Origin of the sequence: Burkholderia sp. MSMB617WGS (assembly GCF_001532025.2) — a bacterium.
GTDB classification, from domain to species: Bacteria; Pseudomonadota; Gammaproteobacteria; order Burkholderiales; family Burkholderiaceae; genus Burkholderia; species Burkholderia savannae.
Window position 1 is genome coordinate 1,148,724 of sequence record NZ_CP013458.1, and the last position, 16,224, is coordinate 1,164,947.

Genomic DNA, 16,224 nt, shown 5'->3' on the forward strand with positions numbered 1-16,224 from the left:
GAGGGCGAATTGTGCGCCGCCGCCCGCATCGGGCGGGCGGCAACTGCGAGATTTCGGAGCGTGCGCCGTCAGGCCGCGCGCCGCCGCCGCACCGCCTGCGCGAGCGTGTCGAGCACGGGCTCGGTCTGCGCCCAGCTCAGGCACGCGTCGGTGATCGACACGCCGTATTGCAGCGGCACGCCCGGCTTCAGTTCCTGCCGGCCGGCCTCCAGGTTGCTCTCGATCATCACGCCGGTAATGCGCCGCTCGCCGTGCGACAGTTGTCGCGCGAGGTCTTCGGCGACGTCGGCCTGCCGCAGGTGCGACTTGTTCGAGTTCGCATGCGAGCAGTCGACCATCACCTGTTCGCGCAGGCTCGCCGCGCGCAGCACCGCGCAGGCGTCCTCGATGCTCGCGCCGTCGTAGTTCGGGCCCTTCTTGCCGCCGCGCAGGATCACGTGCGCGTCGTCGTTGCCGCGCGTCTCGAAGATCGCGGCCATGCCCATCTTCGTCATCCCCATGAACGCATGGGTCGCGCGCGCCGCGACGATCGCGTCGGCCGCGATCTGCACGCCGCCGTCGGTGCCGTTCTTGAAGCCGATCGGGCAGCTCAGGCCCGACGCGAGCTGGCGGTGGCTCTGGCTCTCGGTCGTGCGCGCGCCGATCGCGCCCCATGCGATCAGGTCCGCGATGTACTGCGGGCTTAGCAGATCGAGGAATTCCGTGCCCGCGGGCAGGCCGAGCGCATTGATGTCGAGGAGCAGACGGCGCGCCGCGCGCAGCCCTTCGTTGATGCGGAAGCTGCCGTCCAGGCGCGGATCGTTGATGTAGCCCTTCCAGCCGACGGTTGTCCGCGGCTTCTCGAAATACACGCGCATCACGATCAGCAGGTCGTCCCGCAGTGCGTCGGCGGTGGCCTTGAGCCGGCGCGCGTAGTCGAGCGCCTGGTCGTGATCGTGGATCGAGCACGGGCCGACGACCGTCACGAGGCGGTCGTCGCGGCCGTGCAGCACGCCGCCGATCGCCTGGCGGCTCTGCTCGACGAGCGTCTGGACGGCGGGCGGCACGGGCAGCTCGTCCTGCAGCAGCGCCGGGGAGATGAGCGGGCGCACCGCGCCGATGCGGACGTCGTCGATGCGCGTCGTGTCCTGCGTCGCGTCGGCGAAGCCCGCTTCCCGGTCGTGCAGGGGATTGTCGAAGTTTTGCATGGTGGGGTTCCGATTCTGCGCAATGAATCGCGATTATGGCATTCGCGCCGCGGCCCGGGAGGCGGGCGGCCGCGTCCGCGCTGCGCTGCCGCAAACGGCGGTACGGCGCTGGCCGGAGCCGCTCGCGGCCGCGCGGGCTGGCGTGCGGTCGTTTTTCTGTGCGAAGGTGTCGAATTCGGCGAGGCTGGTTCGTCGCTGTGTCGTAGCCGCAGGACGAAGCCGCGCCGCGCAGTGCCCGGCGGCCGCGCGGCGCAACCCACTGACTCGAGGAGAAACGACGATGCGCGTGATGGTGATCGTGAAGGCGACGAACGAATCGGAAGCGGGCAAGATGCCCGGCACGGAACTGCTCGAGGCGATGGGCAAGTTCAACGAAGACCTCGTGAAGGCCGGCGTGATGCTCGCGGGCGAGGGCCTGCATCCGAGCGCGAAGGGCAAGCGGGTGCGCTTTTCGGGCAGCGCGCGGACCGTGATCGACGGGCCGTTCGCGGAAACCAAGGAACTCGTCGCGGGGTTCTGGCTGTGGAAGGTCGCGTCGATGGACGAGGCGCTCGAATGGGTGAAGCGCTGCCCGAATCCGATGGAAGGCGATTCGGAGATCGAGATCCGGCCGTTGTTCGACATGGACGACTTCGGCGCGGAGATGACGCCCGAGCTGCGGGAGCGGGAGGAACGGTTGCGCGACGAGATCGACGCACGGGGGAAGGGGGCGCGCTGACGCGGCGTCCGCGTTCGCGTTCGCGCCGCCGCTGTCGCCGCCATCGCCATCGCCATCGCCATCGGTCGCTCGCCGTTCGGGGCGCTTGGGCGCGGGCCGCCCCATGGGCTCGGCGTGTCTCGGCGCCGACGATGGGCGCGGCGCAATGGGCGCGGCGCGACTGAGCGCCCGGCGCGGCGCGCTCCGCGCGTCGCCCGACGCGCGCGGTCCGACGCGGCGAGGAGCGTATCAGGCCGGCCCGAGAAACGGGTTCGGCTTGAATGGCTCGTCAGGCCGCCATTCGTGCGTCGGCGGAGTCGGCCGGAATGCATGCTTTTGCAGCGCGGATCGTCATGCGACTTCTTCGAACGCGCCCGTGCGCACCTCGCCGTCGCGCAGGTAGCGGGCCATCAGCATGCCGCCGGGCGTGGCCGTCGAGTGCGCGAGAGTGAAGGCGCACGCGAGCGCATCGTCGCCGAACAAGCGCTTGCCGCGCCCAAGCATGACCGGATAGATCAGCAGCCGAAGCTCGTCCACCAGGCCGGCTGCGAGCAGCTGGCGCACCTCCCGACACGGTGACGCCGAACGCATTGGCGGCCGCGACGATCGCGATCAGCACGGCGGCCGACGCGATCACCGTCGCGTGCCCGCCGCCCGTGACGGCGGCGACGTACGCGCCGCCGAACATCGCGGCGGCGGGCGCGCCGGCCGGCACCGCGAAATAGAAGCACCAGCCGACGACGGCCGCCGCTTTCGGGCCGAACGCGTTGCGCACGTAGGTCGACACGCCGCCCGCGTCCGGATAGCGGGCGCCGAGCGCGGCGAAGGTCGCGGCGAGCGGAATCGACAGCACGACGAGCGCCGCCCACGCGACGAGCGACGCGGGGCCCGCGACTTCGGCCGCGAGCGCGGGCAGCGCGATCACGCCGGTGCCGAGCACGGCGCCGACGTAGAGCGCCGTGCCCTGGAGGATCGTCAGCGAGCCGGCATGGTGCGGCGCGGCCGTGGCGCCGCGCTCGACGGGGGCGTTCATCTATCGGGTCTCCTGGTGGGCGTGTGACTGTGCGTGCGTGCGTGCGCGCGCGGCGGCCGGGCGGCGCGCGACGCGCAACCGGAGCGGCGATGATGGTGGATGGCGGCGGCTTCGGCGTGCGGGCGTTTAGTGGTTTGTCGCGGCCGGCGTGGATTGTTTCGAAACGAGATGAGGAAGCGGGGCGCTTGCTTGAGGCGGCGGACCGCGTTCGGCGGAATGAAGCGGCCCGCGTCGCCGAGTCTCCGGTTCGCCGCGTCTACAATTCACCGACTTGCCGACTTGCCGACTTGCCGACTTGCCGACTTGCCGACTTGCCGACTTGCCGGTTCGGTTCGGTTCGATTCGGCGCGGAAAGACGGGCCGGGGCGCCTCTGATCCCGCCTGTCCGCCGCGAACGCTTATTGCGGAATCACGAACGCCTGATGGAACACGATGCCGTTCGGCGTGCTCGGCGCGGTGAAGGAGAACGGCCTCTCGATCTTGCCGACGACGACGGTTCCCTTGAACGTGGCCGGGCCGCCCCAGTTGACGCCGACGATCATCAGCGTGTTGAGGCCGTCGGCGAGATACGGCGTCAGGTCGACCTGGTCGGAGAAGGTGGGATTGCCCTCGGTCTTCCTGTCGTAGACGACCAGGCCGTTGACGGTCGCGAAAATCTCATTGTCCGCGTTGGTGACGTATAGCGTGGCCATGGCGAAACCTCCGGAGTGGATGCGCTTGGATGAGGGACGATCGGCGGTCGGCTGAAGCGGCGGACGAGCAGCCCGTCCGCCGGAGCGGCCGCACCGGCCGGATCGGCTCGGGCGGCGGACGCGCCCGTCGCGGGATGCGGCGAGTGTGCAGGCGTCACCCGTCATCGATTATTCGAGCGGGGCTTGAAAATAACTACCGACCAGTTCTGGTAGGCGGCTCGCCGGGCGTGAGTCCGGATCGAGCCGGTTGCGAGCCGGTTGCGAGTGGGTTGCGAGCCGATCGTGAGCTGATCGTGAGCCGATTTCGGCTTGATCGTGAGTCAATCGTGATTTGATCGCGAGCCGCGAGCCGCGAGCCGCGAGCCGCGAGCCACGAGCCACGAGCTGTCATTGCCTCCGCCGCGCGGCCGCCCGCGTCATCGATGCCGTGCGAGCCTCGCGCGGGCGTCGTCCCGCTCGACGGCGTCGAGCTCGGGCGCGAAGGCGAACTGCCCGCCGACGAGCGACGCGACCGGCACGCCGTCGCGGAACAGGACCCGGTTGCCCGCGAGCGCGGGCACGCGGTCGCCCGGCAGCAGCGTGCCCGTCAGGTTGAGCGGATCGGCGCCGCTCACGCACTGCATCAGGCCCTCGGCCGGGCGGCGGCGCAGGTCGCGCAGGATCGGGATCGCGTCGGGCAGCGCGAACTGCTCGCCCGCGAGCCCCGCGACGAAGCGGCCGCCGCGAATCTCGCCGCGCGCCTCGAGCCGCCGGTAGACGGGCAGCAGCTCGCGCCAGCTCGGCATCCATCCGGCTTCGCATGCGAGGATTCGCCAGAACACGACGCCGTAGCGGCGCAACAGCGTCCGCGCGACGTGCTCGAGCGCGGCGGGCGCGATCGCACGACGGCCGGACGGAGGCGGCGACGCGCGCATCGCGCGCTCGACGCGGGCGTCGGCAGGCGCGGCGGCGTGTTGCGCGTCGCCGGCGCGAGCGAGGCCGTTGCCGGCACGTCGTCCGTCTTCGCCGCGTTCGCCGCGTTCGCCGTCTGCGCCGGGTTCGCCGGACGGGTCGCCTTCGCCAAATGCGCGGCGTTCGCCGCCGTCGCCGATTTCGTCGAAATCGGCGCGCGTGAGCGGCAGCCGCTGCACGAGCGCCCAGCGCCCCGCGTCGTCCATGCCGCCGATCAGCGCGCCGCCGCGTCGCGCGCGCGACGGCCGGTGCGCGCCGCGTTGCGCGGCCGGCCTGATCAGCGCGCGCAGGCCCGCGAAGCTGTCCGCGTTGACGAGCCCCGCCGCGACGAGCTCGCCGAGCGCGCGCTCGAGCTCGACGGGCAACAGGCGCGCGTGCGCGGCGAGCTCGTCGAAGAACATCGCGCCGTACGCGGCGAGCGTCGCGCGCACGCGCTCGGCGCGCGCGGACAGCGCCGGCTGCGCGGCCGGATCGCGCAGCGCCTGCCAGAGCGCGAGCTCGCGGCGCGGCAGCAGCACGACGGGCGTCGTCTTCACGGGCGCGCTCGCGGCTTTCGCCGGCGCGCCGAGCCGCGCCCACGCGAGCTTGCCGGCGCGGCACGGCTCGTCGAGGCCGCCCGTCACGTAATCGGCGAGCCGCGCGGGCAGCAGCTCGTCTTCCCACGCGCTCGCGGCGGCCTCGAAGCCTTCGAGCTGATGGGCGACCGACGCGAGCGCGTCGTTGCCCATGCCGCGCGTGTCGGGCGCGACGCGCTGCCAGTGGAACAGGAAGCGCATGAAGTCCGCGAGCTCGACGGGCTCGATCTCGCGCCGCAGGCGCTTCACGGTGTACCGGTGGATGCGCGCGAGCAGGTGCCGCTCGCACCATTCGTCGTCGCGCGCGCCCGGCGTGAAGCGGCCGCGCAGCACGTAGCCTTCGCGCTCGAGCGCGGCGAGCGCGATCGCGACCGACGACGCGGGCAGCGCGAGCGGCGCCGCGTGCGCGTCGGCCGAGAGCGGCCCGAAGCCCGTGAGCCGCGCGCGAATCACGTCGACGAGCGCCGCGTCGGGCTCCCACGGCGCGTCGAAGCCGGCCGGCGGCTCGAGCGGCGGTTCGAGCGGGGCGTTCGCGCCGTACAGCGCCCGCATGCACGCGACGCGCTCGGCGGGAAGCCACAGTCCGCGGCCGTTCGCGAGCGCGAGCCGGGCCGCGCGCTTGCCGGCCGCGAGCCGCTCGACGCACGCGCGCCAGCCGTCGTGCGCGTCGATCTCGTCGTCGGACACGCACGCGAGGCCGACGAGCGCATCGTGCATTTCGTCGGGCTCGCGCACGAGCGGCCACGCTTCGCCGCGCACCGAGTCGATCGCGCCCGCGTCGAGCGCGCCGAGATCGTCGGCCGCTTCCGGATCGCTCCAGCGCCGCGCGAGCACCGCCTGCGTGCGGCGCTCCTCGAGCGGCGCGTCGTCGAGGAACGCGTACGGCTTCGCGTTCAGGATCTCGGCCGCGAGCGGCGACGGCGCGGGCAGATCGCGTGCGACGAGCGCGACGTCGCCCGACTCGATCCGCCGCAGCAGCGCGAGCCAGCCTTCGGTGTCCATCGCGTCGTGCAGGCAATCGTCGAGCGTCTGGTCGACGAGCGGATGCCGCGGCACCTCGCGCTCGCCGACGATGTTCTCCGCGCACGCGACCTGATCGGGGAACACGGTCGCGAGCAGATCGTCGCTCTTCATTCGCTGCAGTTGCGGGGCGACCTTGCGGCCGCCCGCGAAGCGCGGCAGCGCGAGCGACGTCGTCGCGTTCCAGCGCCAGCGCGCGTTGAAGAGCGGCGCGTCGAGGAGCGCCTGGATCAGCACGTGCTCGGCGCTCGCCGCGCGCAGATAGCGCCAGACTTCGTCGAGCGCGAAGCTGTGCGCGTGCGACAGCGACAGGATTAGCGCGTCGTCGGTCGCCGCCGCCTGCAGCTCGAAGTTGAACGTGCGGCAGAAGCGCTTGCGCAGCGCGAGGCCCCACGCGCGGTTGATCCGGCTGCCGTTCGGCGAATGGATCACGAGCTGCATGCCGCCCGATTCGTCGAAGAAGCGCTCCATCACGAGCGTGTCCTGCGTCGGCAGCGCGCCGAGCGCCGCGCGGGCGCGCGCGAGATAGTCGGCGATCTGCCGCGCGGCTTCGGCGTCGACGCGGAGCTCGCCGGTCAGCCACGCGAGCACGGGCGCGAGACGGCGCGGCTCGGCGGCGGCGTCGGATGCGGCGGTTTCGGTTGCGGCAGATGCGCTTGCGGCAGATTCGGCTGCGGCAGATTCGGTTGCGGTGACGGCGATCGCGACGGTTTCGGCGTGCGTCGCGGCGCGCGGCGATGCGGCGGCGGCAGCGGGGCGCGCCGCGACGCGACGGCCGCGCGGCGCGGCGATATTTCTCGTTGCATCTTTATCTGCCTCTGCCTCTGCTCCCGTTCCCGTTCCCGTTCCCGTTCCCGTTCCCGTTCCCGTTCCCGTTCCCGCTCCCGCTCCCGCTCCCGCTCCCGCTCCCGCTCCCGCTCCCGCTCCCGCATTCGCATTCGCATTCGCGTTCGCACCCGAGTTCGCCTCAGCTCCCGCCCGAGCGGCATCCGCATCGCGTCGCGCGAGCAGCGCGTCGACGTGCGCGCGCAGCCGCGCGACGCCCGCCGACAGCTCGTCGCTGCGCGCGGGCGCCTCGCCGATCCAGAACGGGATGTTCGGCGCCTGCCCGTGCGCATCCTCGACGCGCACGCGCCCCGTCTCGATCCGGATGATCCGGTACGACTGGTTGCCGAGCTGGAACACGTCGCCCGCGAGGCTTTCGACCGCGAAATCCTCGTTGACGGTGCCGATGTTCACGCCCTGCGGCTCGAGCAGCACCGCGTAGTCGGCGTTGTCGGGAATCGTGCCGCCCGAGGTGACCGCCGCGATGCGCGCATTGCGCCGCCCGCGCACCGTGTGCGAGACGACGTCGCGATGCAGATACGCGGCGCGCGCGCCGCGCCGGGTCGTGAAGCCTTCGGCTAGCATCTTCAGCACGTCGTCGAACTGCTCGCGCGCGAGCGTCGCGTACGGCGCGGCCCGCGTCACGCAGCGGTAGAGCGCGTCCTCGTCCCATTCGCGGCACGCGACTTCGGCGACGAGCTGCTGCGCGAGCACGTCGAGCGGCGCGTGCGGGATGCGCAGCACGTCGAGCTCGCCGCGCCGCACGCAATCGAGGAGCGCCGCGCATTCGACGAGCTCGTCGCGCGACAGCGGAAAGAGCCGCCCCTTCGGCACGCCGCCGACCCGGTGCCCGGAGCGGCCCACGCGCTGCAAGAACGGCGCGATGCCGCGCGGCGAGCCGAGCTGGCAGACGAGGTCGACGTCGCCGATGTCGATCCCGAGCTCGAGCGACGCCGTCGCGACGAGCAGCTTCAGCTTGCCGTGCTTCAGGCGCTGCTCGGCGTCGAAGCGGTGCTCCTTCGCGAGGCTGCCGTGGTGCGCGGCGATCGCGTCCGCGCCGAGGCGCTCGGCGAGATGGCGCGCGGCGCGCTCGGCCATCCGGCGCGTGTTGACGAACACGAGCGTCGTGCGGTGCGCGGCCGCGAGCTCGGCGATGCGGTCGTAAATGCGCTCCCAGACATCGTTCGCCATCACCGGGCCGAGCGGCACCGGCGGCAATTCGAGCGCGAGATCGCGCGTGCGCGTGTGGCCCGTGTCGACGATCGCGCAATCGGGCGGCGCGTCGTCGCGGCCGCCGACGAGAAAGCGCGCGACCGCCTCGACGGGCTTTTGCGTCGCGGACAGCCCGATGCGCGGCAGCTTGCGGCCGGCGAGCGCGTCGAGCCGCTCGAGCGACAGCGCGAGATGGCTGCCGCGCTTGTTGTTGGCGAGCGCGTGAATTTCGTCGACGATCACGGTGCGCGTGCTCGCGAGCATGCGCCGGCCCGATTCGGACGACAGCAGCACGTACAGCGATTCCGGGGTCGTGACGAGAATGTGCGGCGCGTGCTTGCGATGCGCGACGCGCTCGGCCTGCGACGTGTCGCCGGTGCGGACCGCGGTGCGGATCTGCGGCGCGGGCAGCCCGCGCCGCGCGATCTCGGCGGCGATGCCGGCGAGCGGCGCCTCGAGGTTCACGTGGATGTCGTTGGACAGCGCCTTCAGCGGCGACACGTAGACGACGAGCGTTTCGTCCGGCAGCGCGCCGCCGTGCGCGAGCGCGTCGCGCACGAGATCGTCGAGCGCGGACAGGAACGCGGTGAGGGTCTTGCCGGAGCCGGTCGGCGCGGCGACGAGCGTCGAGCGGCCGGCCTTGATGTGCGGCCACGCGAGCGCCTGCGCGCCGGTGGGCGCGGCGAACGTATCGGAGAACCACGCGGCGACGACGGGATGGAACGCGTCGAGCGCGCGGGCGGCGGGGCGGGTGGTGGTGACGTCCATCGGAACCGTAGGTGGGGGCGGGCGCGGGCGGCGCAAGGCGGGGCCCGGCCGGATAGTGTGCCAGACGCGCGGGCGGATTGCAGGCGATCGGCGGGCGGGGACGTGGTGCGTTGCGGCGGGCGGCGCGGGGCGTGAGCCGGCCGCGGGAAGCGTGGGCGGCTCATGAATGCGACTAACGGTGGGGTCGTGTTGCGCCGAGGGCGGGGCGATCGTGCCTACAGAACGCAGAACGCAGAACGCAGAACGCAGAACGCAGAACGCAGAACGCAGAACGCAGGGCGCAGGGCGCAGAACGCGGGCATGCGACATGCGACATGCGACATGCGACATGCGACATGCGACATGCGACATGCCCGCGGAGATCATGCGCCGAACGAAAATGGTTCCGAAGGCGTGGACGTTATTCGCCTCGCGTCGCCGATGGCTTGTCGGCATCAGGGCTGGCGACGCGCTCGTTGGCCGAACTCGGTGATGCTTCGGGCAACGACTTCAGCTGCACTTTCGGTGGCGACTCCAGCGACAACTCCAGCGACAACTCCAGCGGCGCGCGATCGTCAGAACAGCCAGTTCTTCAGCGTGCCGACCGGGTCCGTGAGCAGTCTCCCCGGATCGATGACGAGGAGCTGGAGCGTCTCGATCGAGTGCGGAATGACCACGATCGAATAGGCGATGCGCGCCGCGACGAGCGCCGCCGTCACCTGTGCCGCGCGCGCCCAGAATCGGCGGCCGGTGCGGGCGATGTGCCGCCTGGCCGCGCGCCAGACGCCGACGACCCACCAGACGTTGAGGAGCGACAGCGCGACGTCGGCGAGCACCACCGGCGGGACGGCCGCCAGCGCGCTTGCGATCGCGTCGTTGTCTCCCGGTCCCTGTCCTTCGCCGAGCCGTTCGAACACTCGGGTCATCAGCACCTGGCTGCAGATCGTCCGCAGCGCGTAGATCGGCGATTGATTCAGCCAGAAGGCGATGCCGAGCGAGTAGTCGCCGCGCCAGTGCCGGACGATCCAGCGAAGCGGGCCGAAGCTCGGCAGCGGGCGTGCGGCGGATGAAGGCGGAGGCGTCGTGATGTCGTCGGTCATGTTCTTGTGCGTTGTGTCCAGGAACGATCCGGCCTGATCGTCGAAGGGCGCGGCGAGGCCGCGTTCGCCATTCTACCCGCGGCCGCGGCGCGGCCCGGACGCATGCCGGGAGCAGTGTCGATCGGCGGCCGGTTTGCCGATCGTCGGTGGAACGGCTGCCGGCCGAGCCGGCGCCGGTCGGCCGCGCGGGCGTCGATCGAGCGATCGCTTGCCGGCCAATCGTCGGGCGGGCGATTGCTGGCCGAACGATCGTCGGCCAGGCGGTCAGGATCGAACGGATGCCGGCCGGGCGATTGCCGGGCGAGCAATTGCTGGTCGAGCGATCGGCGATCGAGCGATTGCCTTCGAGCGCACGCGTCGGTCATGCGATTGACGTTCGAGTCATCATCGCCGTCATCCGTCATCCGTCATCCGTTATCTGTCATCCGGCGTCCGGTGTCCGGCGTCTGGCGTCTGGCGTCCGGCATTGGCATTGGCATTCGGCGTCTGGCATTCGGTATCCGTCGACGGGCGGCGTCATACCGTGCGCAGCCAGCCGAGCCAGTGCGCGAGCGGCGCCGCGTGCCCCCATGCGGCCTGCGCGAGCCACAGCGCGCCCGCCCACGCGGCCGCGACGACGAGCAGGTCGCAATGCCCGCTGTTCCACCAGTTCAGCGAATGGCGTTTCCACAGCCACGGCACGCCGAGCGGGTTCGGCCAGTCGGCGATCAGATGGACGAGGCCGCCGCACGCGAAGCCGAAGAGCGGCGCGGCCCAAGGGTGGAGATGGCCGAGCGACCGATACGCGAAGACGAGCATTGCCACCCACGCGACGCCCCAGTGCGTGACGGTGCGGTGCGTGACCCAGAGCCGCCGCGAGCGGCGCCACCACGCGAGCTCGAGCCAGTCGGGCGCGGTGCCGCCCGCGACGCCCGCCGCGAATGCGGCGAGGCTGTAGACGTGCCACGGTCCCGCGGCGCCCGCCTGCGCGACGAGCGCCGCGGCGACGAGGCCCGCGGCCCAGCCGCTTGCGTGATGTGCTGCGTGTGATGCCATGCCGGTGTTGCGTCGGCGCGCGGCCGAAATCGAAAAGGGGCGCTATCTTCGCAGATTTGGCGTGCGGCGCGCAGGAGCGGCGAAGAAAAGTTTTCGGCGCGCGCCGAGCGATGCGAACGTGAAGTTGCGCGCGGCGTGGCGGGCGCTTGGCACGGCCGACGCAGCAATCCTTTCGATCATCGCGGTGCGGCAAGGCTGATCGGCATGCAACCGTTGCCAATTGGCGGATGCCGTCTGATTTTTCAGCGCAACTTGGCGCAACTAACTACATTATCGGCAGTGCCTCGGCGCAACGAACGCGTGACGAGCTTCCGACGAGCGCGCGGACGCAGCGGCCGCGCGCTTGCACGAACGGCGACCGGGCAACGCCGGCGTTTCGCGATTCGTCCGCCGTGGGCAACGGATGCGGCGCGGCCGGCTCGCGCGCCGGGGGCACGCACGCGGCATGCCGCGTATCGATTGCCGCTGCTTGTCATCCGGTGCGAGCCTGTCGCCATGCAATGCAACGCCGCATCCACGAGCCGCGCTCCGGGCCCCGCCGGCCGGCGCGACTACGAAGCCCCATTTTTGTTTACGCGTGCAGCCGTGCTATAAGCCTATTCGTCAGCTTTTCGCGCCCCAATTTGCAAGGAGATCAACATGGGAGACATGCAATGAACGCAACGAACCGCTTCAAGTCGACGGCGCTCGCCGCGCTCGTGAGCGCGGCCTTCGTCGGCTTCCTGCCGAGCGCGCCCGCTCATGCGAAAGGTCCGCAGCGCGTCGTGCTCGACGGCTCGGCCGTCGCCGTCGCCGACAAATACAGCGCCGACGCCGCCGAGCAGATCTTCAAGGAAGGCGGCAACGCGGTCGACGCCGCGGTCGCGATCGCATTCACGCTCGCCGTCACGTATCCGGAGGCGGGCAACATCGGCGGCGGCGGCTTCATGACCATCTACAAGGACGGCAAGCCGTACTTCCTCGACTATCGCGAGCGCGCGCCGCTCGCCGCGACGAGGGACATGTACCTCGACAAGGACGGCAACGTCGTCAAGGGCATGAGCCTGTACGGCGACCGCGCGGTCGGCGTGCCGGGCACGGTCGCCGGGATGTGGGAGGCGCAGAAGCGCTTCGGCAAGCTGAAGTGGAAGCAGGTGCTCGCGCCCGCGATCCGCTACGCGCGCGACGGCTTCATCGTCGACGAGCAGCTCGCGCAGCGCGGCGTCGACGCGTCGAAGGAATTCGGCGGCAAGACGAACTTCGACCAATACTTCGCCGGCCTGAAGGCGGGCGCGAACTTCAAGCAGCCGGAGCTCGCGGCGGTGCTGGCGCGCATCGCGAACGACGGCGCGAAGGATTTCTACGACGGCAAGACGGCCGACCTGATCGCCGTGTCGATGAAAAAGGGCGGCGGCCTCATCACGAAGCAGGACCTCGTCCAGTACAAGGCGGTGTGGCGGCAGCCGGTCCAGGCGAGCTGGAACGGCTATCGCGTGATCACCGCGCCGCCGCCGAGCTCGGGCGGCATCGGCCTTGTCCAGTTGCTGAAGATGAAGGCGGACCGCAAGGCCGACTTCGACGGCGTCACGCTGAACTCGCCGCAATACGTGCACCTGATCGCCGAGATCGAGAAGCGCGTGTTCGCCGATCGCGCGCAGTACCTGGGCGATCCGGATTTCTACAAGGTGCCTGTCGCGCAACTGACCGACGACGCCTACATCGCGAAGCGCGCGGCCGAAGTGAATCCGGAGAAGCCGTCCGACACGAAGAGCGTGCAGCCGGGCCTCGGCACGTCGATGCCCGAGAAGGCGGAGACGACGCATTTCTCGGTCGTCGACAAGTGGGGCAACGCGGTGTCGAACACGTACACGATCAACGGCTACTTCGGCTCGGGCGTCGTCGCCGAAGGCACGGGCATCGTGCTCAACGACGAGATGGACGACTTCTCCGCGAAGCCGGGCGTGGCGAACATGTTCGGCGTCGTCGGCAGCGACGCGAACGCGATCGAGCCGAAGAAGCGGCCGCTTTCGTCGATGTCGCCGACGATCCTGACGAAGGACGGCAAGGTCGCGCTCGTGATCGGCACGCCGGGCGGCTCGCGGATCTTCACGTCGATCTTCCAGGTGATCACGAACCTGTACGACTTCAAGATGCCGCTGAAGGACGCGGTGGGCGCGATGCGTTTCCACCATCAGCTGCTGCCGCCGAACACGATCTTCTGGGAGCCGTACCACCCGATCGACGGGGATCTGGCGAAGGGCATCGAGGCGAAGGGCTACACGCTGAAGGGCCAGGACTTCAGCGGCGACATCCAGGCGATCCAGATCGACGGCAAGACGCCCGAGGCGGTGTCCGACCCGCGCGGGCGCGGCGTGTCGCGCGTGATTCAGTGAGCGTGTAGCGTCGTTTGCCGCTCGCTGCTCGCCGCCGGAAGCGCCGGGCGGCGAAAGCGGTAAAGTACCGAAGTACCGAAGTACCGAAGTACCGAAGTACCGAAGTACCGAAGTGGCGAAGTGGCGAAGTGGCGAAGTGGCGAAGTGGCGAAGCGGCGCATCGGCCGGCGGCGCGTTTCGTTTTCGCCGCGCGCTTCCGCCGCTTCCGCCGCATTCCCGCCGTTCCTGCGTCTTTGCCGCGCCGCTGTTCCGGCGCGCGCTTCGTCGCGAGGCTTTCGGCGAAAACGAAAACGTCCCGCTTGCGTCACACGATCGTCACGATTGTCACGATCGTCGTGCCGCGCAAGCGGGACGTTTCATTTCGGTGCGCGAGACGTCCGCGGCCCGAGCGCGCCGAACGCGCGCACCGGATCGCGCGGCCGCTCACTCGCTCGTTTGATCCGGCGAAGCCGCGTTGCTCGCGAGGAAGCTGTCCACCGCCACGAGCGACTGCTCGTCCAGCGTGCCGAGAATGCCCTTCAGCTTCAGTTGCAGCTTCAGCGCGTCGAGATAGCTCTCGAACAGCTTCTGGCGGATGTTCGAGATGTCGGTGCGCAGGTTCAGCGTCTCGTACGTCGTGCTGTAGCCGACCTGGTGCGCCTTCATCGACGAATCGTACGCGAGCCGCGCCGCCTGCAGCGACTGCTGCAGCGCGCGGATGCGCGTGCCGATCGACTGCAGCGCCGCGAGCGTCTCGCGATGGTCGGTGCTCAACTGCTGCTCGACTTCGCGCAGCCGGTTCTGGTACTGCGTCGCGACGTGCTCGGCCTCGACCTGCCGGTAGTGCACGCTGCCGCCCGAGAAGATCGGAATCGTCACCTGCACGCCGACCGCGCTCTGATGGAAGTCGGATTTGTCGGTGAGGCCGCGCAGGTTCGGATTGAGCCCGCGCGAATACGACGCGAACAGGTCGACGGTCGGCAGATGCTCGGCGCCGATGCGCTTCGCGGCGAGCCGCGCGACGCGCAGGTCGCGATACGCCTGCTGATACGACGGGTTGTCCTGCGGCTGGTAATCGCCCGACGGAATGCGCGGCGACGTGCCGTGCATCGCGAGCCGCGGCCAGCGCGTGAAATCGATCGCGGAGCCGAGCAGCGTCTCGTAGCGCGCGCGGCGCGCCTCGACGTCGATGCGTGCGAGCGCCTCGTCCGATTGCGCGAGGCTCCTGCGCGCCTCGATCTCGGCGGTGTCGCCGATCGTCTTCATCCCGAGCTGCGCCATGCGGCGCGTGTCGCTCTCGAGCCGCGTGAGCGCGTCGACCTCGTCGTCGGCGAGCTGCAGCTTCTCGCGCGCGGACAGCAGATCGAAGCACGCGTTCGCCACGCGCATGATGAGCTCCTGCTTCGCGACTTCGAGCTGCTGCCGCGCCGATTCCTCGAATTCCTTTGCGCGGCTCATGTCGTACAGGTACGGCATGTTGAAGAGCGCCTGCGTGACCTGCGCGGCGCCGTATGCGGCGGTGCTGTTGCCGCTCACGTCGATGCCGAACAGGTTCGCGTGCGTGCCGTAGCGCCCCCATTCGAGCTGCGCGCTCGCCTGCGGCAGCATTTGCGCGCGCGCCTGCGGGAATTTCTGCCGCGCGGCGTCGTATTCGGCCCGCGCCTGCAGGAATTTCGGATCGTTCGAAACCGCGTGCTGGTAAACCTCGTCTAGACAGAATGCGCTTGCCGTTTCGGAACCGGTACCGAGTGCGACGAATGCCGCGCAAACGGTGGCGTAAGCCACATTGGCTCGAAAGCGAAAGGATTTACTCGTTAAGTGAAAACCCGCATGCCAAAATTTAGACGAGGCACCCAAATTCGCTGTTTCAAACATCTCCGTCTCCATCTCCTGCCATGTGTCAAGCGGTCGACGCTACAAATTAAACGTTTTAAATAATGAGTTGAAACGCATGCATCTTTTTGGTGAATTTCGGATCGTCAAAAACCCATATATGACGAGGCCGGCCATCTTGTTTCCATCTTGAGCGCATGATAGCCTGATTCCGGCTTGTAATCGCAGCGATAAAAAATAAACGTCGTTCGGTTATTTACGGCCATTGGCATTATTAGAGAAGTCTTGACGTCGTCTTTTTTTCTTTACGAGGAGATAGTTATGAAGGTCATGACGATGGAGCAGACCAAGGTGGTTCACGGCGGCGGCCCGATCAGCTCGCTGGGCACGCTGGCAGCGGCATCCGGCCCGCTGTTCACGGCGCTCGGCCAGTTCATGCCGACGCTCGGCGGCTACCTGCAGAATCCCAAGAACTACAATAGCAACGGCAAGTAAGCACTAGCCGTTGCATTTGCGCGGGGAGGCGCCCCCCGCGTAAAATAGTCTGAAGTTCAAGTTGCAAAAACGGTAATCCGTCGCCAATCGAGATATATAAACACTATTCATTCTTCTTTGTTGGCAATCGGAGGAAATGATCAGGAGACAGTGATGTCGAGGCATCTCCGAATGGGGTCGTCCGCGCTGGCGGATGCGGATTCGGGCCACGACGTTGCTTCAAGAGTAAAGGCCACCCCGATGCAAGCCATATCTGAGCAACAAGCCCGTGCGATCCGCGGCGGAGGCTCCGCCTACGCCAACTCGGCCGCCTACACGGTTTCCCTCGCGAATCAATCGATCGGCCCCGTCGTCAACGGGCTCTTGACCCAATACCAGGCCCAGGCCGTCAACCAATTCAAGATGGCGCTCGGGTCCGGCAGCTAAGCCGGGCTCGAAGCAGCGTCCAGGCCGCGTTCCGCTGAAGCCGGG

11 protein-coding genes and 2 pseudogenes are annotated in these 16,224 nt (G+C 69.4%); 4 read left to right on the plus strand and 9 right to left on the minus strand.

Going from position 1 to position 16,224, the window contains the following annotated elements:
• Window positions 1-68: 68 nt before the first annotated feature.
• Window positions 69-1,187, minus strand: a complete 1,119-nt coding sequence (locus WT60_RS25590) for a 3-deoxy-7-phosphoheptulonate synthase (protein ID WP_060356307.1) — start codon at window positions 1,185-1,187, stop codon at window positions 69-71.
• A 280-nt stretch (window positions 1,188-1,467) separates the two neighbouring features.
• On the opposite strand from WT60_RS25590, the gene WT60_RS25595 reads away from it, so the two are divergent.
• The gene (locus WT60_RS25595; protein ID WP_059580381.1) at window positions 1,468-1,905 is read left to right on the plus strand and encodes a YciI family protein; all 438 of its coding nucleotides are present in this window, start codon (window positions 1,468-1,470) and stop codon (window positions 1,903-1,905) included.
• Window positions 1,906-2,235: 330 nt separating this feature from the next.
• On the opposite strand, the pseudogene WT60_RS25600 reads toward WT60_RS25595, so the two are convergent.
• From WT60_RS25600 to WT60_RS25630, 7 genes and pseudogenes are all read right to left on the minus strand, one after another.
• Window positions 2,236-2,448, minus strand: a pseudogene (locus tag WT60_RS25600) (dihydrofolate reductase family protein); the annotation flags it as partial.
• Window position 2,449: 1 nt separating this feature from the next.
• A pseudogene (locus WT60_RS25605) lies at window positions 2,450-2,917 on the minus strand (amino acid permease); the annotation flags it as partial.
• A gap of 398 nt (window positions 2,918-3,315) precedes the next feature.
• Window positions 3,316-3,609, minus strand: a complete 294-nt coding sequence (locus WT60_RS25610; protein ID WP_038749463.1) for a hypothetical protein — start codon at window positions 3,607-3,609, stop codon at window positions 3,316-3,318.
• A gap of 416 nt (window positions 3,610-4,025) precedes the next feature.
• Window positions 4,026-8,960 (minus strand): DEAD/DEAH box helicase, encoded by a 4,935-nt coding sequence (locus tag WT60_RS25615; protein ID WP_060356306.1) that lies wholly within the window; start codon window positions 8,958-8,960, stop codon window positions 4,026-4,028.
• 554 nt (window positions 8,961-9,514) lie between these two features.
• Entirely contained in the window at window positions 9,515-10,039 is a 525-nt protein-coding gene (locus WT60_RS25625) for a hypothetical protein (RefSeq protein ID WP_038749457.1), read from the minus strand.
• Complete coding sequence (locus WT60_RS33965; RefSeq protein WP_145986875.1) at window positions 10,036-10,443, minus strand: hypothetical protein; 408 nt, start codon at window positions 10,441-10,443, stop codon at window positions 10,036-10,038. The genes WT60_RS25625 and WT60_RS33965 overlap by 4 nt, the downstream gene beginning before the upstream one ends.
• Window positions 10,444-10,555: 112 nt before the next feature.
• A complete protein-coding gene (locus tag WT60_RS25630) occupies window positions 10,556-11,074 on the minus strand; it encodes a metal-dependent hydrolase (protein WP_059580397.1) in 519 nt (172 codons plus the stop codon).
• Between the two features lie 653 nt (window positions 11,075-11,727).
• On the opposite strand from WT60_RS25630, the gene ggt reads away from it, so the two are divergent.
• Complete coding sequence (ggt, locus tag WT60_RS25640; protein ID WP_059580400.1) at window positions 11,728-13,446, plus strand: gamma-glutamyltransferase; 1,719 nt, start codon at window positions 11,728-11,730, stop codon at window positions 13,444-13,446.
• A gap of 423 nt (window positions 13,447-13,869) precedes the next feature.
• On the opposite strand, the gene WT60_RS25645 is transcribed toward ggt, so the two are convergent.
• Complete coding sequence (locus tag WT60_RS25645; RefSeq protein ID WP_059648091.1) at window positions 13,870-15,210, minus strand: TolC family protein; 1,341 nt, start codon at window positions 15,208-15,210, stop codon at window positions 13,870-13,872.
• 369 nt (window positions 15,211-15,579) lie between these two features.
• Between WT60_RS25645 and WT60_RS25650 the strand changes: the two genes are divergently transcribed.
• Window positions 15,580-15,753, plus strand: coding sequence for a hypothetical protein (locus WT60_RS25650; protein WP_038749444.1), 174 nt, complete (start codon window positions 15,580-15,582; stop codon window positions 15,751-15,753).
• Window positions 15,754-15,993: 240 nt separating this feature from the next.
• Complete coding sequence (locus tag WT60_RS25655; protein WP_038749441.1) at window positions 15,994-16,179, plus strand: hypothetical protein; 186 nt, start codon at window positions 15,994-15,996, stop codon at window positions 16,177-16,179.
• Window positions 16,180-16,224 lie beyond the last annotated feature (45 nt).